Annotated in this window: 25 protein-coding genes, 3 tRNA genes and 1 pseudogene; 11 read left to right on the top strand and 18 right to left on the bottom strand. The window is 60.6% G+C overall.

The annotated features are described in order from the left end of the window. Positions 1-55: 55 nt before the first annotated feature. The 5 genes from Pan44_RS23280 to Pan44_RS23260 form a co-directional block, all read right to left on the bottom strand. Positions 56-829 (bottom strand): cytochrome b N-terminal domain-containing protein, encoded by a 774-nt coding sequence (locus tag Pan44_RS23280; protein WP_145034161.1) that lies wholly within the window; start codon positions 827-829, stop codon positions 56-58. A 79-nt stretch (positions 830-908) separates the two neighbouring features. After that, positions 909-2,006 carry a QcrA and Rieske domain-containing protein gene (locus Pan44_RS27585; protein WP_197453594.1) on the bottom strand — a complete coding sequence of 366 codons (1,098 nt, stop codon included), beginning with the start codon at positions 2,004-2,006 and terminating at the stop codon, positions 909-911. A 184-nt stretch (positions 2,007-2,190) separates the two neighbouring features. Then, the gene (locus Pan44_RS23270) at positions 2,191-3,459 is read right to left on the bottom strand and encodes a hypothetical protein (protein WP_145034160.1); all 1,269 of its coding nucleotides are present in this window, start codon (positions 3,457-3,459) and stop codon (positions 2,191-2,193) included. A 13-nt stretch (positions 3,460-3,472) separates the two neighbouring features. Continuing rightward, on the bottom strand, positions 3,473-3,922 hold the full coding sequence (gene dtd, locus Pan44_RS23265; protein ID WP_145034159.1) for a D-aminoacyl-tRNA deacylase: 450 nt from the start codon (positions 3,920-3,922) through the stop codon (positions 3,473-3,475). 95 nt (positions 3,923-4,017) lie between these two features. After that, positions 4,018-4,088 (bottom strand) — tRNA-Gln (locus tag Pan44_RS23260). 156 nt (positions 4,089-4,244) lie between these two features. Between Pan44_RS23260 and Pan44_RS23255 the strand changes: the two genes are divergently transcribed. After that, entirely contained in the window at positions 4,245-4,769 is a 525-nt protein-coding gene (locus tag Pan44_RS23255) for a hypothetical protein (RefSeq protein WP_145034158.1), read from the top strand. Between the two features lie 106 nt (positions 4,770-4,875). Next, positions 4,876-4,948 (top strand) — tRNA-Arg (locus Pan44_RS23250). 123 nt (positions 4,949-5,071) lie between these two features. Here Pan44_RS23250 and Pan44_RS23245 read toward each other — a convergent pair. Then, entirely contained in the window at positions 5,072-6,094 is a 1,023-nt protein-coding gene (locus Pan44_RS23245) for an HDOD domain-containing protein (RefSeq protein WP_197453593.1), read from the bottom strand. Positions 6,095-6,302: 208 nt separating this feature from the next. Continuing rightward, positions 6,303-6,770, bottom strand: a complete 468-nt coding sequence (locus Pan44_RS23240; protein ID WP_145034156.1) for a hypothetical protein — start codon at positions 6,768-6,770, stop codon at positions 6,303-6,305. A 523-nt stretch (positions 6,771-7,293) separates the two neighbouring features. On the opposite strand from Pan44_RS23240, the gene Pan44_RS23235 reads away from it, so the two are divergent. After that, positions 7,294-7,367: transfer RNA gene (locus Pan44_RS23235), tRNA-Val, on the top strand. Here Pan44_RS23235 and Pan44_RS28405 read toward each other — a convergent pair. The 6 genes from Pan44_RS28405 to Pan44_RS23205 all read right to left on the bottom strand — a co-directional run bounded on the left by Pan44_RS28405 (position 7,327) and on the right by Pan44_RS23205 (position 11,491). Then, a complete protein-coding gene (locus Pan44_RS28405; RefSeq protein ID WP_390620654.1) occupies positions 7,327-8,475 on the bottom strand; it encodes a tyrosine-type recombinase/integrase in 1,149 nt (382 codons plus the stop codon). The genes Pan44_RS23235 and Pan44_RS28405 overlap by 41 nt on opposite strands. Before the next feature lie 152 nt (positions 8,476-8,627). Beyond that, positions 8,628-8,816: a helix-turn-helix domain-containing protein gene (locus tag Pan44_RS28400; RefSeq protein WP_197453592.1), complete on the bottom strand. Its 189-nt coding sequence runs from the start codon at positions 8,814-8,816 to the stop codon at positions 8,628-8,630. 115 nt (positions 8,817-8,931) lie between these two features. Next, complete coding sequence (locus Pan44_RS23220) at positions 8,932-9,144, bottom strand: helix-turn-helix domain-containing protein (protein WP_145034154.1); 213 nt, start codon at positions 9,142-9,144, stop codon at positions 8,932-8,934. Between the two features lie 73 nt (positions 9,145-9,217). Then, a complete protein-coding gene (locus Pan44_RS23215; protein WP_145034153.1) occupies positions 9,218-9,466 on the bottom strand; it encodes a hypothetical protein in 249 nt (82 codons plus the stop codon). Next, positions 9,466-10,410 carry a hypothetical protein gene (locus Pan44_RS23210; RefSeq protein WP_145034152.1) on the bottom strand — a complete coding sequence of 315 codons (945 nt, stop codon included), beginning with the start codon at positions 10,408-10,410 and terminating at the stop codon, positions 9,466-9,468. The genes Pan44_RS23215 and Pan44_RS23210 overlap by 1 nt, the downstream gene beginning before the upstream one ends. 10 nt (positions 10,411-10,420) lie before the next feature. Further along, positions 10,421-11,491 carry an AAA family ATPase gene (locus Pan44_RS23205; RefSeq protein WP_197453591.1) on the bottom strand — a complete coding sequence of 357 codons (1,071 nt, stop codon included), beginning with the start codon at positions 11,489-11,491 and terminating at the stop codon, positions 10,421-10,423. A gap of 581 nt (positions 11,492-12,072) precedes the next feature. On the opposite strand from Pan44_RS23205, the gene Pan44_RS23200 reads away from it, so the two are divergent. Further along, on the top strand, positions 12,073-12,390 hold the full coding sequence (locus Pan44_RS23200; protein WP_145034150.1) for a hypothetical protein: 318 nt from the start codon (positions 12,073-12,075) through the stop codon (positions 12,388-12,390). A gap of 29 nt (positions 12,391-12,419) precedes the next feature. Here Pan44_RS23200 and Pan44_RS23195 read toward each other — a convergent pair whose 3' ends face one another. Continuing rightward, positions 12,420-13,022 carry a PrgI family protein gene (locus tag Pan44_RS23195; RefSeq protein WP_145034149.1) on the bottom strand — a complete coding sequence of 201 codons (603 nt, stop codon included), beginning with the start codon at positions 13,020-13,022 and terminating at the stop codon, positions 12,420-12,422. Between the two features lie 426 nt (positions 13,023-13,448). Here Pan44_RS23195 and Pan44_RS28130 point away from each other — a divergent pair, with 426 nt between their 5' ends. The 3 genes and pseudogenes from Pan44_RS28130 to Pan44_RS28395 form a co-directional block, all read left to right on the top strand. Further along, positions 13,449-13,577 carry a hypothetical protein gene (locus Pan44_RS28130; RefSeq protein WP_261342590.1) on the top strand — a complete coding sequence of 43 codons (129 nt, stop codon included), beginning with the start codon at positions 13,449-13,451 and terminating at the stop codon, positions 13,575-13,577. Between the two features lie 2 nt (positions 13,578-13,579). Then, entirely contained in the window at positions 13,580-14,002 is a 423-nt protein-coding gene (locus Pan44_RS23190; protein ID WP_145034148.1) for a hypothetical protein, read from the top strand. Positions 14,003-14,036: 34 nt separating this feature from the next. Continuing rightward, a pseudogene (locus Pan44_RS28395) lies at positions 14,037-14,366 on the top strand (DUF4062 domain-containing protein); the annotation flags it as partial. Between the two features lie 31 nt (positions 14,367-14,397). Here Pan44_RS28395 and Pan44_RS23180 read toward each other — a convergent pair. After that, positions 14,398-15,578, bottom strand: a protein-coding gene (locus Pan44_RS23180; RefSeq protein ID WP_145028447.1) for an IS3 family transposase whose coding sequence is annotated in 2 segments (ribosomal slippage) — positions 14,398-15,314 and positions 15,314-15,578 — 1,182 coding nt in all. Because the reading frame shifts where the segments join, the coding sequence is not laid out codon by codon here. Positions 15,579-15,709: 131 nt separating this feature from the next. Between Pan44_RS23180 and Pan44_RS23175 the strand changes: the two genes are divergently transcribed. Next, positions 15,710-16,174 (top strand): hypothetical protein, encoded by a 465-nt coding sequence (locus tag Pan44_RS23175; protein WP_145034146.1) that lies wholly within the window; start codon positions 15,710-15,712, stop codon positions 16,172-16,174. Here the strand turns inward: Pan44_RS23175 and Pan44_RS23170 are convergent. Then, positions 16,171-16,845 carry a recombinase family protein gene (locus tag Pan44_RS23170; protein WP_145034145.1) on the bottom strand — a complete coding sequence of 225 codons (675 nt, stop codon included), beginning with the start codon at positions 16,843-16,845 and terminating at the stop codon, positions 16,171-16,173. The genes Pan44_RS23175 and Pan44_RS23170 overlap by 4 nt on opposite strands. Before the next feature lie 1,034 nt (positions 16,846-17,879). On the opposite strand from Pan44_RS23170, the gene Pan44_RS23165 reads away from it, so the two are divergent. From Pan44_RS23165 to Pan44_RS27580, 3 genes are all read left to right on the top strand, one after another. Continuing rightward, positions 17,880-18,140 carry a hypothetical protein gene (locus Pan44_RS23165; protein WP_145034144.1) on the top strand — a complete coding sequence of 87 codons (261 nt, stop codon included), beginning with the start codon at positions 17,880-17,882 and terminating at the stop codon, positions 18,138-18,140. Positions 18,141-18,154: 14 nt separating this feature from the next. After that, positions 18,155-18,985: a hypothetical protein gene (locus Pan44_RS23160; RefSeq protein ID WP_145034143.1), complete on the top strand. Its 831-nt coding sequence runs from the start codon at positions 18,155-18,157 to the stop codon at positions 18,983-18,985. Positions 18,986-19,467: 482 nt separating this feature from the next. Next, entirely contained in the window at positions 19,468-21,594 is a 2,127-nt protein-coding gene (locus Pan44_RS27580; protein ID WP_197453590.1) for a GumC domain-containing protein, read from the top strand. A gap of 82 nt (positions 21,595-21,676) precedes the next feature. Here Pan44_RS27580 and Pan44_RS23150 read toward each other — a convergent pair whose 3' ends face one another. Together Pan44_RS23150 and Pan44_RS28390 are read right to left on the bottom strand one after the other, a co-directional pair. Next, complete coding sequence (locus Pan44_RS23150; RefSeq protein WP_145034142.1) at positions 21,677-22,903, bottom strand: hypothetical protein; 1,227 nt, start codon at positions 22,901-22,903, stop codon at positions 21,677-21,679. Further along, complete coding sequence (locus tag Pan44_RS28390; RefSeq protein ID WP_390620548.1) at positions 22,893-23,435, bottom strand: DUF4365 domain-containing protein; 543 nt, start codon at positions 23,433-23,435, stop codon at positions 22,893-22,895. Before Pan44_RS28390 ends, Pan44_RS23150 begins: the two co-directional genes overlap by 11 nt. Positions 23,436-23,888: the final 453 nt, after the last annotated feature.

Raw genomic sequence — 23,888 nt, 5'->3', positions numbered from 1 at the left:
TCAATCGGGCAACACATAACCCCGCGACGGCGTCGCGGGGATCAAAACTCATGAGTCACAAAGGCTGGCTGATTCCGCCGTCCTTCCGGACGCGCCAGAAGTGGATCGCAATCAGCAGCGACACCACGACGGGGATCGCCACGCAGTGCAGGATGTAAAACCGGTTCAGGGTTTCTTCACCGACGTTCGCCGCTCCGAGGAGCAGGAACCGGGCATCGCTCCCCTTGGTGATGATGTCGTAGCCGCCGATGTTCAGCAGCTGGAAACCGGGACCTTCATGCCCCAGCACCGGATGGGCGCGGGCCATGTTCGAACCGACGGTAATGGCCCAGATGGCCAGCTGATCCCAGGGGAGCAGGTAGCCGGTGAACGACAGCAGGAGCGTCAACACCAGCAGCAGCACGCCGATCACCCAGTTGAACTCACGCGGCGGCTTGTAACTGCCGGTGAGAAACACGCGGTACATATGCAGCCAGACCGTGATGACCATCGCGTGGGCCCCCCAGCGATGAATCTCGCGCATGATGCCGAGGGTCGTCACGTCGCGGAGGGCGCGGATGTCCGTGAAGGCCCATTCCAGCGTCGGCCGGTAGTAAAACATCAGGAGGACGCCCGTCAGCGCTTCCACAAGAAAGAGGAAGAACGTGACGCCGCCCATGCACCAGGTGTAGGAAAGGGCGATGCCTCCCTGCTGCACCGAGACTGGATGCAGGTGCAGGAAGAAGTTAGTGAGCATCACGACCGCGCGGTTTCGGCGGTCGTAGGGCGCGGGATGCCGGAAGATACTCTTCCAGATCTGCGATTCTCGGATGTATTCGCCGACCGACATGTCGCGGGGATTCAGGGTCAGGATTCAGGGTTGTGTAAAGCCAGATGACGACGCCATCGGGACCAATCCAGCCGCACCGTCACACAATCTGCACGAACGACTTCTCGTCGCTCCATTGCCCGAGCTCTTCCTGGAACTTCACGCTCTTGTCCACTTCCAGCTGGCCGTCTTCCGCCACCCGGAGGCCGACACGCTCCAGCGGACGAGGGGCCGGCCCCTCGAAGTTGATGCCGTTGATGTAGAAGCCCGATCCGTGGCAGGGACACTTGAATTTCTGTTCTGCATCCAGCCAGTTGGGGGTGCAGCCCAGGTGGGTACAGACCGACGAAAGAGCGTAAAGAATATTCCGGCCGTCATAGCTGTCGGTGTGGACAATCCACACGCCGCGGCTGGCCTTGTACTTCTCGGAGACCGTTCCGAGCGGGTAATCGCCGGTCGAACCGACCTTGAAGCGGCTCGGCAGCTCGAGCACCGTGTTCGGCATCATGAACCGGGCCATGGCAAGGCCGCTCAGGCCGCCCCATGCCGCGAGAATGCCGAATCCGAGGTAGAACGGCGACAAAAGCGAGTCGAAGAACGACCGGCGTGATTCGCCCTTGGCCGGCTTCGCGCCCGCCGGCGGAGCTTTGACGGGAAGCTTCGGCTTGACGGCCTCGGCTGGCTTTCCAGCCCGGACGGCCTTCATCATCTGCTCGACGGAGGGCTTTTCACCGGCAGGCAGGGAGGCAATCTCGGCTGGCACAGCGGCCTTGGCGGCGGCCGGTCCGGCCGCCTTTGCAGCGGCGGGCTGAGCGGCTGCGCCCGAGACGGCTTTTCCCGCACGGGCGGCGGCGAGAATGTCGGCGGTGGATGTCGGTTTCGCAGCCCCGGCGGAGCCTCCCGCCGCGCGGGCCGCTGCAAGGATGTCGGAAGTCGATTTCGGCTTGGCCGCCTCACCGCCAGCGGCAGGAGCCTTGGCAGCCCGCGCCGCCGCGAGAATATCGGCCGTCGACTTGGGTTTTGGTTTTTCCGAAGGAGCAGCGGGAGCTTCTGCGGCAGCAGCCGGCTCCGCAGGCGTCGACTCGGTTGGAGCCGCAGGCGTTTCAACGGGGGCCGGGGCCGCTTCGCTTTCAGCCGCCTTCTTCTGGCGAGCCAATGCGAGGATCTCAGCCGTTGTCAGCTTCTTCGGCTCGGTCATACGGGATCCGGAGCGCAGAACACGCGGAACGAGTGATGACCGCGCGAAGTCAGAAGTCCCCGCGCGGTCGCGGAATCTTGTCAATCGCGGACGCTGGCGACAACCGAGACCCAATGCCCCACCGGGCTTTCTCACCTTCAGGAACCCGCGAGCCGAGGTTGTGCCGATTGTTTCCCGACGCCGGTCAGTTCACCCGGGCCTTCACGACGACCTGCACTTCCGGATCATCGGGATGCGTGGTCTTCAGCAGCAATGGCTCCTCATACGCCCCCATGACCGAAGGATTGAACGTCACGGTCACCCACTGCTGGGACGCCGGCTCCTGGGAATCTGGCGCGGCTTCGACCTGCGGCAGCGCCCCCTCCACCGTCACGACAAACGGCTCCTGATCCGCAGCCGTCAGCACAATCCTCCGCGTCCGCGGCTCGGCCCCCAGGGAAAGAGCGCCAAAATGAACCTGGGCCGGCGCCACGACGCCGCGTGAACGCCTCAGGAGGAACTGGCCGGCAACGCGACGCTCAGGCGCATCGCGAACAACCTCCAGAAGTGTCGGCAGCTTGCCAGTTTCCGGGCGGCGGCCGGGAAGGACGATTCTCCCTTCGTCGTCGTCCGGGAATTCCAGGACATAGGTGAACTTTCCACCGTTCTCCCGGACGTCATCCGGCAATGAGCCGAGAGTCACCGATGTCGTCCAGACGGACCGCCAGAGGCCCGGCTCCACTTCCTCCGCGGCTCCTTCCATGCGACAGGGTTCAGCCTTGAGCACCGCCGGCTCGATGGAGAATTCCGGAGGCGTGAGGCTGGCCGGCTTCCCGCGGGTCACCCGTTTGAGCACAACCGGGTACTTCCCCGTGTCGGCCGGCGCGTCACCGCGGGGGAGGTCGATCGCGAGAACGCCCGGTTCGAGGTCCAGATCGGGCAGGATTTTCATGGTGCAGCTGGCTCGAAACTCACCGGTCTCGCCAGCCCCCCCCTGCCCCACGTCCCCCTGAACCTGAAAGCCGACCCGAAATGAGACGTCACCGTCTCCTTCGAGAAGCTTGACCATGAAGAACAGGTCCTTCCCCCCTCCCGCCGGGAGTGCGACCTTCTCCTGCGGATGAAGAACGAACTGCTCCGTGGCAATTCCGTAGCACGAACATCCGGTCGCGGAGACTCCAAGCAGCTGTTCCTGACTCCCACGATTCTCGAACCGCAGAGGCGCATCAATGCGAACGGGGATGACCACCTGCTCGGCCTCGCTCCGAAGGATGGCCGGCGCGGACACCGAGTCGCTGACCAGCAACACACCCTCCTCTTTCCCGCCGCAACCGACCAGTCCGCAACTGAGAGTCCCAAAGACCATTGTGAGCGCCAGTCGCCTGGGCAGGCAGGCCCGCTGGCGACGACCTTCCGGACGACGGGGGAGAATCAGGCCGATCGAGAATGGCGACCTCAAGCAGACGCTGGCCATTGCCCCCTCCGCTTCAGAATTGCTTGCGGCTGTCCACCAGGATCGTGACCGGTCCGTCGTTCACGAGCGACACCTGCATTTCTGTCTGGAATCGCCCCGTCTCGACGGTGATGCCCTGCCCGCGAACTTCCGCGACAAAACTCCGATACAGCGGCTCCGCCACTTCCGGGCGGGCGGCCTCAATGAAACTCGGCCGGCGACCTTTGCGACAGTCGCCATAGAGGGTGAACTGGCTGACCACAAGCATCGCTCCGCCAACATCCGCCAGTGACAGGTTCATTTTGCCGTCGGCGTCTTCGAAGATACGCAGGCCGATCACTTTCTGGGCCAGGTAAATCAGATCATCCTGTCGATCGTCATTCGCGATCCCGAGGAGGACCAGGTACCCGCGCCCGATCTGGCCGGTCACCTCGCCCGCCACGGTGACGCTCGCAGACGACACTCGCTGAACCACTGCCCGCATGACGACGCCGGTCGGACTTCAGGCTTCCGCCTGCCACCTGAGAATTAAGCAGATTCGCGATCTCGGAGCAGCCCGCAGGCTGAAACGTTCTCGAGTTACCCGGCGAGGATTTGAACCTCGACAAACAGAACCAAAATCTGTTGTGCTACCGTTACACCACCGGGTAATGCGGCCGGCAAGTCGCCCTCGCGACGGCCTCGCGCGAAGTCTAATTAAGTCGGGCGCGGCCACAAGAGCAACCGACGCCAAAACTTTTGACACACAGGCGGGCGATCAGTTCGCGCGCCAGCAGTGGCGCGAAGCGCGACGTAAGACCGGAACCATGCCCGCCCGCACCGTCCTGGCAGCCATGAAACCGGCCGTGCTTCCACTCGACTCCAGCGCGGAACTCGATCAGAACATCCGACGGCGGCGGAGGCGCCGCCAGGCCGCCGGGTTGATCGTCACGATCGCGGTCGCAATCTGGTGGAACTGGCCGCGTGGCGATGAGCGTTTCGTTGGCGACTGGGGACTTTATCGGGCAAATCGCGATCAACCGTCCTTCCTCATGCGCCTGCACCGGAACGGGGGCGGGTGGTGTACACACCTCGCCAACGGCAAGTCGACACGGTGCAAATGGGAGGTGAATAACGAGATTCTGACAATCGGATATGGGAATCCCGGCTCCCCGCCCGCACTTCTCTTTCGCGCGCAGGGCTGGCTTCAGACGACCTTCGGCTGGCGGCTGTGGATCATCTGGGCTGAGGAATGGCGCGTCCTCGAGATCGATCGCGACACGATTCGCATCCGCCCCGCCTCGGCCGGTGAAGTCCTCGAGATGCGGCGGATCGAACTGGCTTCCGGTTGATTGCTCCGGGGACACGTTTCCATCCCCTTGCCGATCGCCGGGAAAGCGGTGATACTCCGAACGCGTCGCCCGCCTGCGATGTCTCAAGAGGCGTGACGCGTCACATGCACCTGTAGCTCAACGGATAGAGCATCGGTCTTCGGAACCGAGGGTTGGGGGTTCGAATCCCTCCGGGTGTACTTTCTTCCTCGCGGATGTCGGAACGCCGCTGGTGGGCGCTCCTTGCCGGCGTCTCCTTGCCAGGCCCGCGCGACCGCGGGCGGACCGATCGAGACGGTGTTGAGATCAGTTGGCCGTTGAGTTCAGTTCGCCAGCGCCGCCATCAGCCGTGCGGCCCGACGCTGCGGCTCGTGTTCTTCGAGCATACCCGCTTCGGCAACGTGCTCACCCTGCGCCTCCTGCAGGCGGCTCAGTAGCTCGGCCATCTGCGTTTTCGCACGTTCCATGAGTGCGTCGGGCGATTCCATTCGCGACAGATCCGTGTTGAAGAGGGTCGCCCCGGCCAGCACCTTGGCGTGGACGTCACTTAAGAGCCCGCGAACATCCGAAACGCCCATCCGGAAGAGCATCTCTCCCAGCTCCAGGCAGCGGATCAGCGCATTGCCCGTGTCGCCTGTGCAGAAATAGTCCCCCACCCAGGTCGCCATCGCGGCCCCCTCGATGAGGACGCGGTGCGAGGCGGATGTCGACTGGGACAAATCGATGATCGTTCCCCGGCGCAGCCGCACCGCTTCGGTCATCATCGTCGGCAGTCGCCAGTGACGAAACAGCGCCACCGTCACGTCCGACTGCGTGCACCCGATGATCTCCGCCTCGATCTGCTCCCGGCGCTCCGGCTGCGCCCACGCCGCCGCCGAAGCCTTCAGGAATTCATCGGGCGACGACCTCAGCAACGCAAGCGCGCCGATCTCCAGGAGCAGGCCGACCGTGAAGTGCTCCGATTCCGCTCCACGCGCCCGGCGGGCTGCCAGCAGTTCCATCGCGACGGCCTGCACGACGCAGCGGATCCAGATTTCGCGATACTGCTCACCGACTGGCCCGGGCCGCGTTGCATCGTCGCTGAGAAGAAACGACAGCGCGAGCGACGTGACCCGGCGAGTCCCCAGCATCTGGACCGCCCGTCGCGTGTCGGTCAGCGGTCGGCCAACGCCAAACTCGGCCGAGCTCGCCGCTCGCAGCAGACGGGCCGTGAGCGCCGGATCGGGGCGCAGCACATCAGCCACCGCCCCGAGCGACACATCGGGGTTCGAGAAAAGCTGCAGGAGCTTCACCGCGACGGCGGGAAGCGACGGCAGTCGCGCAAATGAGGCAGGTTCAATAGGCACAAAAAAATCTAGCTTGGCCCGAGAATGCGCTGCGGCAGGAATTCCCGCACTCCCCCGCACAGCCCCCATGACGCCGTCGACACAATCGACACAACCGGCCGGGGTGCGGCAATTTGCCCGGCCTATTTCACCGCACGGCCCATCCGGGGCCTTCCACTCCCGCAATGCGTCCTACGGCAACGCCCCCCCGCCCACGACACCGCGAGAGTCACAGGGCAGGATGCGTCCAGGCCTGCAGCACGCCGTGCTCATCCCGGTAACGGAGCTGGTCTTTCTCCACCACGACGAGTTCCAGCCGGCTGTCCTTCACAATGCAGGTCCGCCCGGTGACCGTCATCAGCAGGGAGTTCAGCGCATCGTTGAGAAAGCCGCGCTTCCAGCCCTGGATACTCAGCCGGTTGTGCGACACACGCCACTGGAAACGAGACTTGCGACCTCCGAAGCTCTTCTCGCCCAGCGAGTTCGGCGGCGGATCGTAAGTCCCCGTGCCATTGGCCTGGAACCGGAGCACATACGGAGCGGGATTCCCGCCCTGGAAGGTGTGCCAGGTCCCGACGACGCGCTGATCACCCGCGCGGGGCCAATACCACCAGCCCACACCGACGGCCAGAATCGCAATCGCAATCAGACCCCGACGCCGCGGACTGTTCTGTGGTGAAGAAGAGGGCAAATTCATTCTCGAGTCCGACGAAGAGAGGGCCCACCGGCCGCACCCCCGCGCCCAGCCAGAGCCGACTCATCGGCCATCAAAGGAGATCGGACGCAATCCATCCAGGACATGGGGGCCTTCATGATCATGTCACGACGACCACCTGAGGCCATCCTGTCCGTCTGGCAGGTGGCGGACCATTCCACTCCATCTCCACCGTTCATTTCCACAGTTCCGGGAACAAGGCAGTCTCCGCCGCAGTGCCTCTGAAAACATAGGTCACAGAGAGACGAACCGGCGAAATGTTCTGTGCCGGGGGCTCTCCCGGCAATCGAAACTCCCGAACACGGGCCGCAGATGGGTGAGGACCGCGCCACAAACAGCGGCGATGACGGTCAAACGGGATCACCGCCAGCCGCGACAATGACGCCGCCTGACATTTCCGCGAACGAGCTTGAAATGCTCTGCAATCTCGCGACAATCCCCGAACGGCCGCATGGCCGGTTTTCCTGCAGGCCAACCTGCGGGAAGCGAAGAAAAATTGCCTCAAGGGCGTTTGGCTCAGTTGGTTAGAGCGCTTCCTTCACACGGAAGAGGTCACAGGTTCGAATCCTGTAACGCCCACTTTTCTCCTGCTGAAACGCTGCAATTCAGCGTGTTTCCCTAGGATTCTTAGGGATGGCTCGTGCGTTGCCTGACCTCCAGACAACGCAGGAAGACCGCTGACCGCTCCAGACTGCGTTGGATTCTGCGTTGCCTCTGATGCCGCCGCGAAGTCCTCGTCCCGGACCATCGCATAGTGCTCTTGCTGCACTCGAACACTGTGCCCTAGCCAGGCTGCGACGACGTGTTCCGGAAACCTCTGGAGCAATTCCGTCTCACAGCTCGCCCTCATTCCCTGGAACAGTTTGGGCCACGGGTCGACGCCAGCACGCTTCAGAATCCGCAGTAGCTGCGTCCTCAGGTTCGTGCTCTTCCAGCTCGCCCGCTTGAACGACCTCGCTCGGTAGGCCTCCAAGACGTAGACCGCCCCCTCTGGAGCGTTCTCGAACGCCCTCTCCAGCTCCGGACGGACCTCAGGGAAAATCGGACAGACCCGAAACTCCTTGCCTTCGTGGTGCTCGGTCTTCGGCGAGGTAATGACCATACGGCCGGTCCGGAAGTTGATGTCCTCAAACTTGAGGGACAGGACTTCGGAGGGACACCGCAGCCCGGCATAACGGGCGAGGACGACGATCAGACGCCACTCGGGAGAGCACTCCTCCAGAACCTCGTCGATAGCCGACCGTTCAACGAACCGACGCCGCCGCTTATCTGTCACCGCAGGGGCGCTCACCTCGTCAAAGGGATTGCTCTGGCACAGCTTCTTCCGCTTCGCCGTCCGGAAGAACTGGCGCGCGATCTGGAGCCGCTTGTGGACGGTCGCTTGAGCCAGCCCTTGGTCGAGGAGGAACAGCTTGAACTCGTCGGCATCCCCCTCCGTGATGTCTGTGAGAACCTTCCGCGGCCCAAAGTGCGCGATGAGGTTTCGTTGCGTGTGACTCCAGACGACCTTGGTGTCGGGCTTCACGTCCGTCCGCATCTCGACGTAGGTATCGAGAAACGTGCCGAGCGTTGCCGGTTCGGAGCTTTCACGCGAAGGGATCAGACCGAGAGTGGCCAGCCTCTCCGCGAACTCATTACCGACACCCTTCACCCATTCGGCAGTTGCCGTGTCCGGTTGGACGCCCATGAGCTGAGCTGTCAGCAGCGACTCGACCCGGTACTTGATCGCGTCTGCGGCCTTCGCCGTCACCCGTCCGACGTAGAGCGTCTGGCGTTTGCGATTCTTGTCGAAGAACAGAATTCGCCGGATGCCATTCGATCTCTTCGTGACAGACGCCATTAGCTCAACTCTCCAGTAGCCAGTTCACGTTGAGCCGCAACGTACCTCCGAAGCTCCTCCGGCTCAAACAACACACGTCGCCCGAGTCGGACGCTGACGAGCCTACCGGCCCTTCGCTCTCGATCGATGTGCGATTCGCTGCACCGAAGTGCCTTGCAGACTTCCGCCTTCTCTAACAGTGCTTCCATGCTTCCTTCCGTGGAACTGATGAAACGAAAATGGCCCTGGCGACGCGATGCCCGCCAGGGCCGTGAAAACATCCATTACGTTAGTCGGCCACTTCCGGGCTATGCCGTCTACAGCTCAAAGCGACCTCATCTCACGCCGTAGCCGCGGGTCTCTCTTCTGCAACGGCCGATACTCGTCTTCGAGGCACTGCTTGTGGATCGTGTACAACCGCGCCGCGTGCTTATCCGCAATGGGGCGTGTCCCCGCCTCCCACGAGCTGACAAGCTGACGGCTGACGTTCAGTTCTTCCGCCACGTCCTTCAGATGCATCCCGATCCGACAACGCATCCTCCGGACATCGTGTGGGGACAGAAGAGAGTTGCCGACTCGAACCGACAGCTCCTCGTCCGTCTTCTTCCGCTTAGGCGGCACCTAGTTCAGCCACGCTTGGTCTTGTCTCCATCCGATGCCCGCAGGCGGTCGCGATGGCGATGTCGATGCCGTCTTGTTCGAAGACCTCACCAAGCAGTTTGGTGAACAACACGCCGATGGCCTCTTCGGGTGGGTCGTCCGGGTCGAGGTTGAGGCCGAAGGTTGTTAGCTTCCCTCCAATGGTCGCCTGTAGGTAGATGGTGGACTTGCCTACTGGCTGTGCGTGCTTAGGACTCATCAGAGCGCCCCCCAGACGTGTGCTTTGTAGGCCTTGTCTCCCGCAGTCTTCGGCTCGCAGCGAGGCTGATACAACGGCTTCCGCGTAGCAGGTTCCAGGTTCATCAGCTCATACGCCTTCCGCCACACCACGCGACGCGCCGGGGGCAGACTGGAGATCGCGACACCATGCACGGTCACTTCTTCGGGGTGATGGCCGGCAACCGTCCGCCAGGTCTTGGCGAAGTCCTCCAAGATCCGCACTCCGATAGCACAATTGTCCGTATCGCTCCGCATCGCAAACTGAGACGCCAGACCGTGGCGAGGTGTGCCCCGGAACATCGTCGGCAATTGCCCTGCGCGGAAGTTCAACAGGCTGAAAGCGACATGGTCAGCAATCTGCTTCTCGACCTTCGCGATACGCTTCGTGGCGTCGTCGATCTTCTCCCGATGCGCCGGTGCGTCGTCCGCCCGGTTCATCGCAGCGAAGTCCGCACGGAGCTGATCGGCAGCGTTCGTGACGTAGAGCGCCTGTAAGAGCGGTGAGGCCCCGTCTTGCTTCATCCTGCGCCCCGCACCGAGATGTTTGAAGCTGTCCGCGTACTTGGCGACGATCGGCTTCAGGGCCTCGCGTCGCTGACTATCGGTCAGCCTGTCGGTGGGCGCTCCTAGACCATCGAGCATCGCCGCCAAGATTGCGTCGTTAGAAGGCGGCGCGTTTTCTTGGAGCGTCCGCAACTCGCGACGTGATTCGTTCAATTGGCGGTGAAGCTGCTCGTGTTTGAGGATGTATAGGACGACCTTCGGGATGTCGTCGTGAATGCAATTAAAACTGTCAGCAGAAAAGGGGGTTGATGGCAAAGCCAAAACTAGGTTCCTTCCGTGTGTGAAAAGTCGCTCCGTTGCATCGTGCTTCGGCAGCGTGTGGGCCGGGTTGCCGGCGTAGGTCTCAAAGATCGCACGCATCCGGGTTAGGTCACGCAGATGCCCTCACATAGACGTGACCACGTTTGCCGTCGAGGCGTCGAACTTTGCCTTCATCAAAAAGGCGGTCGAGCGCCTTCTTCGTCGAACTGTTGTTGCGACCCGCGTTCGAGGCGATCGCGGATGCTGCCAGGCCCTCTTCACCTTCGGGAACATGACTCAGAATCAGGGAGTCAAGTGCCGACGCCGCTGGGACAATCGGATTCACGCTGGTCGTCACCTCACCCTTCTCTAGCCGCTGCTGCGGGCCATCGTCCGCAGCAACCCCGACACTCCATTTCGACTCGAAGACGGAGTCCTCGATTTCGAGTGACCAGGCCGAGCTGTGGCCGATCGGGCTTCCGACCTGTAGGTACAAGTCGTGATGCGTCGGTCGTTGGGGGCTATAGAGCTTTCTCCGACTCAGCAGAATCCACTGTCTGGCCCACTCGGCAAAACCAGCCCACATGAGGTCCGAGAGGATCGGCCTGCGACACGATCGACCGGTATCCTTGGCATGGTGTGAGAGAAGTGGAGTAACACCCGTGTCCTGACGAAGCTTCGTCAGCGATTGGCGGAGGTGTCCGCCCACGGAGAAGAAGCAACCGGCAGTCGACGAACTCATCGGGAGGGCCAGGTAGGCCGGATCAACGATGAGTGCTTCGAGGTTCCACCGTTCGACGAAACGCCGCAGCCGAGTCAACGACTCGGCGTCCGTCAGGTTAGGCAGGTCGAAACACCACCGAACGTCACATTCGGCCAGGCTGTTTATGCCCTTCGAGCGTGCAATGCGATCCGCCGCCTTCGTGATAACCAGTCGTCCAGACTCACCGGACATCATTCCGACACGACGGGGCCGGCTTACGGCGAACTGGCCCAAGAACGGTGTCGCCGTTCCGAGACTGATCGCAAGATCAACGCCGATCGTCGTCTTGAGGCACTTTTTCGCTCCGCCCAAGACGGCTTCAGCACCGGCAGCGAGGATTCCGTCGACCAGATAATCCTGTTCGATCGGTTCTGCTAGCAGCTCAGTAAGTGTAAAGCTCGCGAAGCCGTCGTCAGACGGCGGTGACTCAGTCGTCACGTGGACGCGACAGCTCGCTCGGTTGGGACTTGGAACACAGGACAGCCCTTTGGCCCCTTCAGTTCCATTGATTCTTCGACCAATCCCGCAGCGGCAGCCCGTGCCAGTGCCTTGTTGATCGTCTTAGGTGACCACCCGGTCGCGTAGCCGATCTGAGTTCGCGTCCGAGGCCCCTGATTGAGCACGCTGACTAGCTGGTCAGTCCGTGACTCGTACAACCCTCTGAGAAACTCATCCCACTCTTTTGACACTCAACCTCCCTGTCTAGGTAACGAAAACCGGGCTTTATGCCCCTAGGGGTAGCATACACACCGGATGCCATTTTGTCAATCGCCTTGCCGAAAGATTCCATGCCTTTTTGGCACTTTTGTGTCGCAAGTGGCCTTCCCCAGTAGCCTTAAGACGTTTTCGACATCGCAACCGGACCGGACTGCTCCCCCTTAAGAATCCCCGTGTCCCAGTCCGGGAGACTGGGGAGTCAGAAGATCCTGTCGATGGGTTTTTACGTATCGCTGCTATCGTCAAGCTTGACGCATTAGCGGTCGATCAGGGCTACTTTGGCACAGACGACAGGAAGCCGGATGAACGTCGACGATCAGACTCACCGAGTGCTCAGGGCGTACCAGAAGCGACACCTCTTGGGGATGCGGTTCACGGACTTCGCATTACTCATGGTTCGACCGTGGACGGTCTTGGGACTGATAATGCTGGCCGCATTCGCCGTGGTCGTTCCCAGACTGCCAGAAGCGGGCTACTTCGCCATCGGAATCGGTGTCGGTGGAGTGCTTCGTGACATTGGATACTTCCGGAGATCAAAACGTATTTGGTCTGTCGTCGACGCCATCACGGACTGGCAGAAGGTCGATGAACTTGTCGGGCCGTATCCGACAGCTGAGTGAGGGCGATGTGCTGGTGGCAACTGTGGGCTTTAGCCGTCGTCTCGGAAAACCCAGAACGAGCACCACCATTTGAGTGGCAGAGTCTCGAGTTCGACGTCACTCGATACGGCCAGTGGTGAGCCGGTCACTTCGATCGAGACAACGTCAGGTGAAAGGGTGCTGACCACCACACGCAATGACGTGGTCGCAACCTTGCCGCCTAGCTCTTCAATCTCTGGCCCACAAATAAAGAGCGAGTCGCCGGAAGTCGTGCGAAACACAAACCCCGGTCCGAAGTCGTCAAGGTCCGTGACCTCACTGATTTCGACAATCTCAGTGACTTCGCATTCAGTCGTGCTCGCAGCCGGGTCGACTCGGCCCGCGGGAAAGATCGGCAACGAAGCTGGTTGTTTCCGCCACCATACTCCGGCGAACAGGGCAGCTGCCGCGATCAATGAGATCACTAGGGCTAGTTTGTTCGCGACGCCGAGTGCCAGGAGAATCGTGCTCAATGCGCCGGCCCACACTAGGACTACAACGAGCATTCCTCCGCCCAAGATGGCGAGTTGTGCGAAGGACATGCCGCCCAGCCATGCAAGCGAACCAGGCTCCTCGGTAAGCCATTTCGGCGTCTGCCCCTTCCACTGAATCACGGTTTGCTCGCCCCTAAATTGCTAACCCCAGCACAGCGTTGCAGAGGCATGCAGGCTAATGGAAGGGTGAAATCTGGGGAGGTCTGTCCGCTCGCGATTCTTTTCCATCGAGAACGTCCGACATGATGGCACCGAAGAGGAGCGCGTGCCCCACCATCAGCACAGCCAGCACGAAGCAGAAAAAGATGTAGGAGCCGTATGAGGCGGGCAGTCGGACATCGAGGTGAAACCGTACACGACGTCGAGGCGGGCCGTGTGCTACGGGAGACCGGGCGTACCTTCCCCGCCTCGTCGCACGGCGTTAGAACTCGTCTGCCGAGTGCGCGCGGCAGTTCGACCCGAGTTGCTGACGGAGTTTGCTTCGATCTCATGGATGACATTTTTGTTCTGCAACAACGCCTGCGTCTTGTTGCCATTTGCTGTTCCATGCTGTCGACAGTCCTGGCGTCCGCCAGCGGAATGGGCCTGCCCTTCGTGGCGATCGGCCTGCTGTGGACGTTCTACATGCTCACGGTGTGGCACAGGCATCGCCAGCCGGCACAGCGGACCGCTTGACCATGTCCAAGCGCCGGAAGTTCGTCTCCCTGATCCTCGCATTGCTCGTTGTGGGCTGGTTCCTATGGCCGCGAGCTGACGCCAGGTTCGTAGGGCGCTGGACATTACAGGGACCGGCTGACCAGCGGCCTACGGACGACATTGAATTTCGCCGCTCTGGAATCGCTCTCGTCCGCGAAGTCGATACAGGCCAGTCGCTTTACTACCTGCGATGGCGTGTCGACGGCGACTTGCTGATGCTGGGTGAGAAAGGCAGCCCCGGCCACGTCGCGATAGCCGTGGCGCAATTGTGGGACTGGGTCAGCGACACTCCGGTGGTCACCAACGAACACGTCCCGTTCAAGATCGCAGAGGTCGGGGCGGACGCGATCTTGCTGCGGGGACCGGGCAGCGGAGCTGAGTCCCGGCTAACGAGAAAGAAGTGAGCGGAGTGGGCATACTCCGACAAAGGGCACGCGCATGGCGGGAAAGAAGTTGCAGGTCTTCGTCTCTTCTACATATTTGGACATGACGGAAGAGCGGCAGGCTGCCGTCCAGGCGATCCTGATGGCCGGACACATCCCTGCCGGGATGGAGTTGTTCGCGTCGGGAGATCAGACGCAGCTCGAAGTCATCAAGCGGTGGATTCGCGAGTCTGACGCCTTCTTTCTGATCCTTGGCGGACGCTACGGCAGCGTCGAACCGCTCAGTGGGAAGAGCTACGTCCAGTTGGAATACGAGTACGCAAACGACCTGGGCAAGTCGTGCTTTACGGCAGTCATCACGGATGCAGGTCTAAACCGGAAGCTCACTGACTTGCCCCCGGGGACACTACCACCCTCTAAGTTAAAGACTCGCCTGTCAAAGGAACCGCTGCAGAGGCCTGCTGGAGCGCAGCGGAAGCAGGCCTCTGCAGCGGGCGCACCTCCGGGGCCGGGGGACGATACCCCAAGGAGCTGTGCGGCCTGATCGTGTTGTATTCCACACGCCAGCGCTCGATCAGCACCTTCGCCTCCAGCAACGTCTCAAAGACTTCCCGTTCAAGCAGCTCATCTCTGAGCTTGCCGTTGAACGACTCCACGTAGCCGTTCTCCCAAGGACTGCCTGGTTCGATAAACAATGTCTTCACGCGAACTCTCCTGAGCCAATCCTGAACAGCGATGGCCGTGAACTCCGGGCCGTTGTCCGACCGGATGTGCCTCGGAACACCTCTCCGGACGAACAGATCGCTGAGACGCTCCAAGACGTCCTCGCTGGTCAGTCTCCGGGCTACATCGATCGCCAGGCACTCCCGGGTGAACTCGTCAATCACCGTCAGCATCCGGACCGGCCTCCCGTCGTGCGTCCTCGTCTGCACGAAGTCGTAGCTCCAGACGTGATCCCGATGCGCCGGCCGCAGCCGGACACACGATCCATCGTTGAACCACAGTCGCTTTCGTTTTGGCTGCCGTTTGGGGACCTTCAGGCCTTCCTGCCGCCACAGACGCTCGACCCGCTTGTGGTTCACCTTCCATCCATCCCTCCGGAGCAAGGCCGTCACCCGGCGATAGCCGTAACGACCGTACTGAGTGGCCAGGGCCACCATGTCCCGGATCAGGCGGGGTTCTTCGTCAGGAACGTGGGCCTGGCGGCGTTGGGTGGATCGGAACTGGCCCAGTACACGACAGGCCCGACGCTCTGAGATGTTCTCCGGGCCCAGCGAATTGCGGACGTAGGTCACCGCCTGGCGCCGCTTCGCCGGGCTCAGAAGTTTCCCGAGGCAGCCTCCCGCAGGATCGCCTTGTCCAACTCAGCGTCGGCCAGGAGCCGCTTCAGGCGGGCGTTCTCCTTCTCCAGTTCCTTGAGCCGCTTCGCCTGGTCCATCTTCAGACCGCCGTACTCTTTCTTCCAGCGGTAGTACGTCTGCTCGGTGACACCGATCTTCTTGGCCGCCGCTGCCACCGTGGCTCCCTGAGCGATCTCGACCTCGGCTTCTCGGAGCTTCGGGATGATCTGCTCGGCGCCAAACCTTTTCCTCGCCATGACCTTGCCTCCTCCAGGTGAAGGTCCACGTTCGAGGCACAACTTACCCGAACTGTGGACCCGTTGAAGGGGGGCAGGTCACAGGCGACGAGTCCCTATCCGGTTGGGTGCGTGGCAGCGAAATGCCCAACATGAAAGCCGTGTTAGACAATGTTAGTTCTCTGCAAAATGAGAACAAACGACTCCGGGCCCAAGTTGCAAGACTGAAGCGTCAGGCCGGCAGCGAGCGGTACGGCGACTATGCGTTCACTGATGCATGTGCGCTCCTCCGTGCGATCAAGTGCTCGGAAGGAGACGTGTTGGAACAGGTTGTGCAAATTGCACCAGGGGGCCAGCTTCCGCCAGCGATCACGGGATTGGATATTTTCAGTTATTACGGGCGGCAGATGTTGATTGACGCAGGCTCTTTTGAGCCTGACAAGAATTTCGCAGTGTGGCACTACATTGTAGGGCCACTAGGCGAATGCTTGGCTTTGCATGGCTTTGCAGACATAGCATTAAAGTCCGGCCACAAAGACACCATCAAGCTCACTGCTGAGGGAAGAAGGTTTTTGGCTAAGCTGGAACTTCAAGGTCCGTCGGGCAGTCCGGGCTAGGCCGCTGAAGCCCGCTCAGCGATTCTCTGCACTGTGCGTGGATGCCAGTCTGTTCCGGACGGTGCGGCGACTCGTGCTAGGTTCAACCCTCTGGCGATGGCTGCCCACGACAGCCCTGACGATGCTTCGGTCTTGATGCGGTCGATGACAGCCTGTTCCGCATCGTCGGCGATGAGCTGATTCTTGACGGCACGGAATCCGTACACGCGGCGAGTGTAGACCTCGCCCCGTTCCTTCTTCTTCGCCAGCGCCTTCCGTGTCCGCGAAGCGATGCTGCGGAGTTCGTGATCCGAAATGATTGAAAGCACACCAGCTAGGAGAAGGGCTTCGTCGGAACCGCTGTTGTCGCCGTGGACGACAAGCAGCCGAGCGCCCTTCCGCTTGCACTCCTTCATCATCATCGCGATCGCAACGCTGTCGCCGAGTCGGCAGTGCTTATGGACGATGACCGTGGTCCCCTTCTTGATCGACGCAAGCAGGGCTGACATCGCCGGACGCTCGGTCAGGTAGGTGGACCGTGAGACGCCGCCATCGGTGAAAACTGCGGAGACCGAGAGGCCTTGCGATGCCGCAAATGCTCGACACTCCGACTCCTGGACTTCAAGGCCGAGACCTGAAACCTTGGCTTGTTCGTCGGTGCTGACTCGGATGTAGATGAACGTCGCGGACATGACTGTGTGGCCTCAAGCGGTGAGGGGAAAGCGGTAGGCCTATCATCGTCAAGCGTGAGTATATGTCAACGACTATATGTGTGTATTGCTGTTGATATGGATGAATTGTCTAGCTGACAGTCGGGGTGGTAGTGCTGGTGTTTCGGCAGGTCATTACCAGGGCTTCCACGGTCGTGTTCTACGACACGGCAGGCCGGGTGGTGGGTGAGGTTGGTCGGTCGAGTGCGGGGCTGTTGGCGAGGCCGTCAGTGGTGTCAGTGATGATGCCAGGTGAACGGTCGGGCATGGGGTGATTGGAGACCTGAGGGGCTGGTGAGGTGGGTAGTGGATGGGCAGTGGATGGGTTGCCCCAAAAATACCATTTACTGACACGAGGTCATTAAACTGGACACACTGACGCCCCGTCTTCCCGATCCCCTGAGAAGGCCTGCAGTTCCGCCAGTCAACTGAGTGCACCCCAGGAGGGTTACTTCGGACAATGGGAACGGATTGTCCGATGTATACACAGTGGGTGTAAGGAGTTACTGCACGCGACCTCCACTGGCTTTGAACAGAGACTCCCCCGCGTCAGCTCCGGCCCAGAACCACACCAACAGCCATGCATTCACCTCTCGCACTCAGCAATTCACCGTACTTCTGTGCTCCCGAAGCCCCGAGCACAAGTTTGCGCAAGTTGAACAAATGGCGTGGTGCCGAACCCCCTCCATCGCACCTTTCCACCAGCTTCCGCCACCTTTCCGCAGCCCTGAGCACCTTCTTCCGGCTCCAGCAGCACCGCTCCCCCGGCATGGCCTCCTGTGGCCTCCAGGAGCCGCTTACGGCCCCTCCGGAGGCACGGGGGCTACCATCGCACTGGCTCGGACTGCGGCCCGCCTACGCGCCTCTCCGGGGCTTGAGGATGTTTGTAGACATGAATCAATAGGCTTTACGGATTCTGGTAACCAGTGTGCTATGACAGACACACAGGAGTGGAGAGGCACAGGAGAGAATGAGCACACACCCGGTAGTATCCGGATACGAATAAGGAGATTCGATTGAAGACGAGTGATGAAGCGATGGTCGCGGAGATCGTCGAAGCGGTGAGCAGCGGAGCGGCAACCAGTCGGGCAGAGATCGCGTCCGGGTTGGGGTTCAGCGGACCTACAGCGGCGAGGTTGATCGGACTGGCGATCAGGTCGAAGCGGCTGAAATTGGTCAGTCGGGATCGATTCAATTCACCGACCTACGCCGCAGTCCAGGGACAGCCTTCGGCAGTCGTCCATGAAGTCGCAGACGTGACAGGAGCCGTGGCCTGATGGAGTCAGAACAGATGCTGTTCGATGGCTTTCTCGCGGAAGCTACGATCGACGGAGAAGGCCGGAAAGCCGAGGCCATACGCAATTGTTTGCTTTGCGGTTTGACCTCGAAAAATGGCAGGACTATTCCGGCTCCGGCGTTCGGTGGTGCAGGCCGTGCCAAGAGCCTCTATGAGGGCGTCCACGTATATTTGAACCACGATATTGAGGCCGGAATCAGCCGCCGGGTGCAGGAGCTGGCCGGGATAGTCGAGAACGTCCGCCTCGATAGCCTTGGCCGTCCTCGGGGAGACATCCGCCTGAACGAGAATAAGGCGGGCGACGAACTCCGGCAGCTTGCGGCCTTCGCGGCCAAGGCTGAGAAGGCCGGATCGCCCCTGAAGCATGTCGGGATGAGTCACGTCGCCCGCTACACATTTTCCGCCCTGGATCGCACCGTTGTTCAATCAGTCGACGAAGTGTTCTCGGTGGATGTTGTGATCCGCCCCGCCACCACAAAGTCATTCTCAGAAAGCAATCATTCTGTGTCCGAAAAGCCCTTTAGTCCCTCTGATTTCCTCGACACGCTAAATATTGACCTACAGGCCTTCAGCAAGGCCCCTGTCGAGTATGCGTTCGGTGAGGCTGATCTTTTCGACGCACCGCTGACGGACGAGCGATCGAAGTCCTCGGTCGGCGAACGAGCGGTTGAAGCAATTGAGCTAGGCAGTCTGGCGGGCGATACACGCTCAGCGGTGCTGTTCGCGGCTGGGCTAGCTCATGACCCCAACGCCAGCGGTCGCAGGCGTACCGCAGAGAAGATTGATACCTCGAAGCTCCTGGAAGACCTGACCTTCGAAGAGTGATCCTAGAAAGCCCCTGGCTCGTTGTCAGGGGAACCCATGCCGGTCTACCGCTAGCAGCCGGTAGGCCGGCTTTTCTCATTTCGTAAGGAGCAAAAGCCATAGCTACTGAGCAGCTTAGATATGATTTTGAACTGAACCTGGCTCGGGCGGAACGCAACGTCGACCGCTTCGTGACCAGCATCGAAAAGCGATTTGATCGCGTGTCAGCGCGGCTCGAACGGTCACTCGATAAGGCGTCGAAGGGCTTCGGGGGCGCGGGGACCGGAGGCAGTGGCGGGGGCTTCCGCTCGTGGGAACGCGACATAGACCGAGCCGTCAAACGGCAGACTTCGGCGGAACGGGAGATCGCCAGACAGCAGAAGCAAAGGGAGCGTGAGCTTGCCGCTGATCGGACTCGGTTCCAGCGGGAAGAAGACCAGCGTGTTGCGGCCCGTGACCGTCGACGTGCTGAGCAGAATCGCAGACTGGAGCGGTTCAGCACCATGAATCAGACCGCCGACATTCGGGCGAAGACGATCTACGATCGTGGCAGCGAACTTGTTGACAATGAAGCCGCGATCGCACGGGCGCAAAAGGCCTGGCAGGCCTACCAGGGCGCCCGTGTCAGGATCGCTCAACAGGCTGCCGGGAAGAACCTTGCTGTCATCCGTGCGGAAGTCTCTGCGGCCGAACAGCTCTACCGCCGTGAGATGAACGCCTCTCTCGGCATGGTCAGCGGCGGTGGCACCAGAGGCGGGCGTAGTGGCCGAGCGTCGGCCATGCTCTTCCAGGGGCAGCAGGCGATTGAGGACTATTCCTACGCGGGCTTCCGTGGCCTGTCGAACAACCTGGCGTTCATGGGCAGCATGATGGGAGGCCCTGCGGGAATCGCCGTTGTCGCAGGTGTCGCCGCGAAGGGTGTCTACGACCTCTATCAGAGCTTCAAACAGGCCGGCTCGGGCGCTGGTGAGATGGCCACACAGATCGAGATGGCATCGACCCGGTTGGAGAGGTTTGCGCAGGCACGTCAGCAGTTCAGGCAGGAAGCGTTGGACTTCAGCGTGCCTACGAATCGGCGGGAGCTTGACCAGAGAGACGCGGACCTGAAGTTCCGTCGCCAGAGGGCCGGTAACACGGCAGGTCTTGAGGCCGATGAGAAGAACCTGGCATTGCTTCAGCAGATGAAAAAGCTCCGCGAGAGTGCTACGGAGTCATATTGGTGGAAAGGAATGGGATCTTGGGCACCCGGCCCTGTGGTCGACAAATTTGTTTCGAAGATGAGCCGGTTCGAGGATCTGAAGCGGCAGTTGTCTGATCCAGGCGTTGCGGCAGATCCGGACAAGATCGGAGACGAGATCGGGAAGATCCAGCAGCGCATCGCAGCCCGCAAGGATGAGATTGCAACGGAGCGTGACTCTATCGCGATGGAAGAACGTCGACTTATCAACAACCTTCACGTGGTCGATGCCCTGGAAAACGCCGCCCGGAAGCAGGACCGGCTCACCACTGGTCTTGAGAGGCAACTCGATATCGAACGCCAACTGGTTGAGGCCACGAAGCGACGGGCCGAGTCGATCCAGGATGCCGCATATGGCCGTGGTGATGCCTTCGGTGGTCGTGCGTTCGATGCTCAGGGCAGCATTCTGGCTCGCCAATGGCAGCAGAGGACGGAGCGTGCGCAGCACAACGACCGTGTCACGCAAACCCATGCGTTCCGGAAGATGTTCGGAGCTGACCCGAGCAACCACGCCCTTGGTGGTCGGTTCAACGACTGGCTCTCACGTCGCCACGACGCCATCGGCAAGCAGGGCGAGCAGTTGGAGGAGAAGGCCCAGTTCGACCTCGCCAAGCAGCGAGCCGACATGCTGAAGGCTCGGGGCGAGGAGCAGCTGGCACAGGCGAACCGCTTCGCGGAACGGGGGAACATCGGCCGTGCGGCAGACTTTTTTGACCGTGCTCGTGGATCGTTCTCGTCGGTCCAGGATATGCAGCTCCAGTGGGCGAGCCGGGGAACCGATCCCATGAAGCAACAGAAGTTCTTGGACGAAGCCAAGGCAACTGAGGGCTGGATTGGCGGCATTGATAAGGCTGAGTTAGCGGCGAACGAAAAGGCGGCAGCCGGAGCACAGGGGAAGATTGGCGTCCTTGAGTCCATGTCGAAGTCGGTCGAGGAGCTGGCAGCCCGGGCCGAACGGCTGACGATCTTCAAAGAGGCGGACATGGCGAAGGCCCGTAGCCTTAACGGTGAGTTGGACGGAATGATCCAGCGGCTTGAGCGCATCCAGGGACTGTCAGCCGGAGCTGCCGGTGGTGCTGGAGCGGGAGGTGGACGCGGACTACCTGGGCGAGCACAGGGAGGCCCTGTGTCACGGAACTCCCCGTACGTTGTCGGTGAGCGGGGAATGGAGCTATTCATTCCCACCGTCCCCGGCCAGGTCGTGAATGCCACGGACACACGTCGCATGCTCTCAGCGGCTCGTCAGGCTGTTGCTCCGGTGACGAGCACGACAAGCAACGTCAGCACGTCGTTCTCAATCGGCAGTATCAACGCCGCGACGGTCGACGTTGCGGAGATTCAGCGGCAGGCTGACTGGCGTAAGAAGGCCATGAAGGCCAGACGCGGTTTCTAACTCGACTCTGTTGCCGATCCCCTCATGGCCGTCTTGGCTGTGAGGGAATCTTTTATAGCGATAGCATCGTCGACAGAACCTATCAGCCCTTTTTTCCAGGCCTCCGCTTCATCACACTTTTTCTACCTTTGCCCATTTTTGCAGCCCTGACTTGCCGACGCTCCACTACCTGGTCGTGTTTCTGTGCGAATATCATGAGTGTCGAGTAACTCGTGATCTCATAGAAACGCCCACTGCGCACCAATGTGCCATCCAAAGTGACTGGCTGATTCTTTAGATACGCTTCCGCCGCCAACGCGTGATCCATGTGCGGAAGGTAGATTCTGGCTCGAATCTCTCCATCAGAGGTGCTAAGCCGCAACGCTACGGGACCTTCAGGGAGGCCAAATTCATTCGGCCTTCCATCAAGTGTTTCCACGAAACCTAGTAGCGACTGGATTCGAGGTGTGGTAGAGGGACGAAGCCGCTCTGCAATCTGAGCGATCAACGGAAATGTTCTTCCCGGCAACCGGACCACACGCGGCACGCTCAAGTCTGCAACTGGAATAGCGTTTGAATAGGTGGCACTAATTACAAGCTCACCCTCTTCATCCGCGGGCATCATGTCCAGCAGGCCGTCGCAAAGATTTGCCGTTACGTGTTCACCAAGCCCCTCCCAAGCGATCGGCGACTGAACATCCGCAGTGGAGACTGTTGTGGAAAGCCAGTTCAGTGCCGACATCAATGCGGTGGTCACGTCGCGAGCGAAGGGGAGAAAACTCGATTGCGCCCTAGGAACCTGCAGTGGGCATGCGATTGTCAGGACGAAACTACCACGCTCTGTCTGGCCGAGCTTGCAGGCAGCCAAGAAACCTTCGGCCTCAGCCAAGCTCATTCGAGGATGGTAAGTCCGGTCAGGTTTCACGACGCCACAAGCTGCGGCAAGAATAGTTCTTCGCGCGCCGGCCAACATCTCTAAACCATGATTTAGTGAGATGATTCCATTAGCTGAGCTTGCGCCACAATCAGAGAAACGCAGTATGTCTGACTCTGGAAGGAGCAACCGCTGTAGTAGTTCACCTGCAGCAGCTTTCTCTTTGTCAGCTAAGGTAGAGACTACCTCTGTCATCCGCTGCGGAAAATCTGGCAGCTGCTTCGACAATGGCACAGTGATTTGCCAAGTCTCTGCATCGGGATGAGAGTAAATCGCAGATCGATCCTGTGCCGTCTTTCCGATCAGGTTCCATCCGCTGTCACGAGCGTATGCCTGTACTCGGATTGGGTCTAACCTGGCGGTATCGTTCGTCGGAAGCTGCTGTTTAAGGGACATAGTGGATTTTCCCTCCGCCCACTATCGTCGGAAACAATGCCTTCAGGCCCTCTGGAGTGAACCGATTGGACTTTGGAATATAGACAGTCTGAGTTGTTGTGTTGGGGCTATCCGGAGCACCGTAAAGACTCAGCCAATATGCTGCCTGTTGGATTGCGAGGGATCGAGGTGACGATCGACACCAAGCCGCTCTGAGGGCGGGCAGCTGCAGTACGACTAGGAGTGTTGTACTCTCTCCCCCGGTCATTCGCAGCTTATCGTACTGCTCAATGGGTATGGAATATGCGAAGCGATTCCTCACCAAGGTCATCGGAGTGGCAGTTGCCTTCAACTGGACCTCGATCGTGAACTTCCTGTAACCCAGTGCTGGGAAATGATCGCCGACGTGGATCCAAGCATCAACGCCCATCCCATCTGGGATTCTCCCAGCGACCGTACAGCCACAATCGGCTGCAGCGGCAATTGCGTGGAGGTACGCGTAGCTAAGCTCAGACTCCACATCGTTGCTTGAAAGCGGCAACGTTAGCCCCATTCTACGGCCTCTGCTCAAGGTGCTCCGAACGTACGTCGTACACCACTCATTGTTGCGACGAACAGGACTGAGCGAAAGCGGCGCAACTTTACCCCATCCGCTCCGGCACATGCGCCAGATTCGCCGCATGCGAATCGAGGCGGTTAATCAGAGCATCGCACTGCCGCGACGTAAGATCATCGCTGCACTGGGGACCACGCGTCCGAAGCTGTAGCCTACGCATAGGCCATTGCGTAGCCTAACCGTCAGCGGGGACACCACTTGCGCATTGTGAGGCTTGACGAAATGGGCCAGATCCTGTTGAATCAAGCACACGGCCGGTGATCTAGTACATCACCGGCCGTGCTAACCGTCACCACCCTGGTTACGAGGGCAGCAAGGGCTGCTTCTCAGAGTACCGCTGTACGCGCCGTGAGACCATTGAGCTTGTCCGTGGTTCCGCCCGCGCCGGTA

Origin of the sequence: Caulifigura coniformis (assembly GCF_007745175.1) — a bacterium.
Lineage (GTDB): Bacteria > Planctomycetota > Planctomycetia > Planctomycetales > Planctomycetaceae > Caulifigura > Caulifigura coniformis.
Note: the sequence above shows the minus strand (reverse complement) of the source record. Positions and strands in the feature narration are given on the sequence as shown.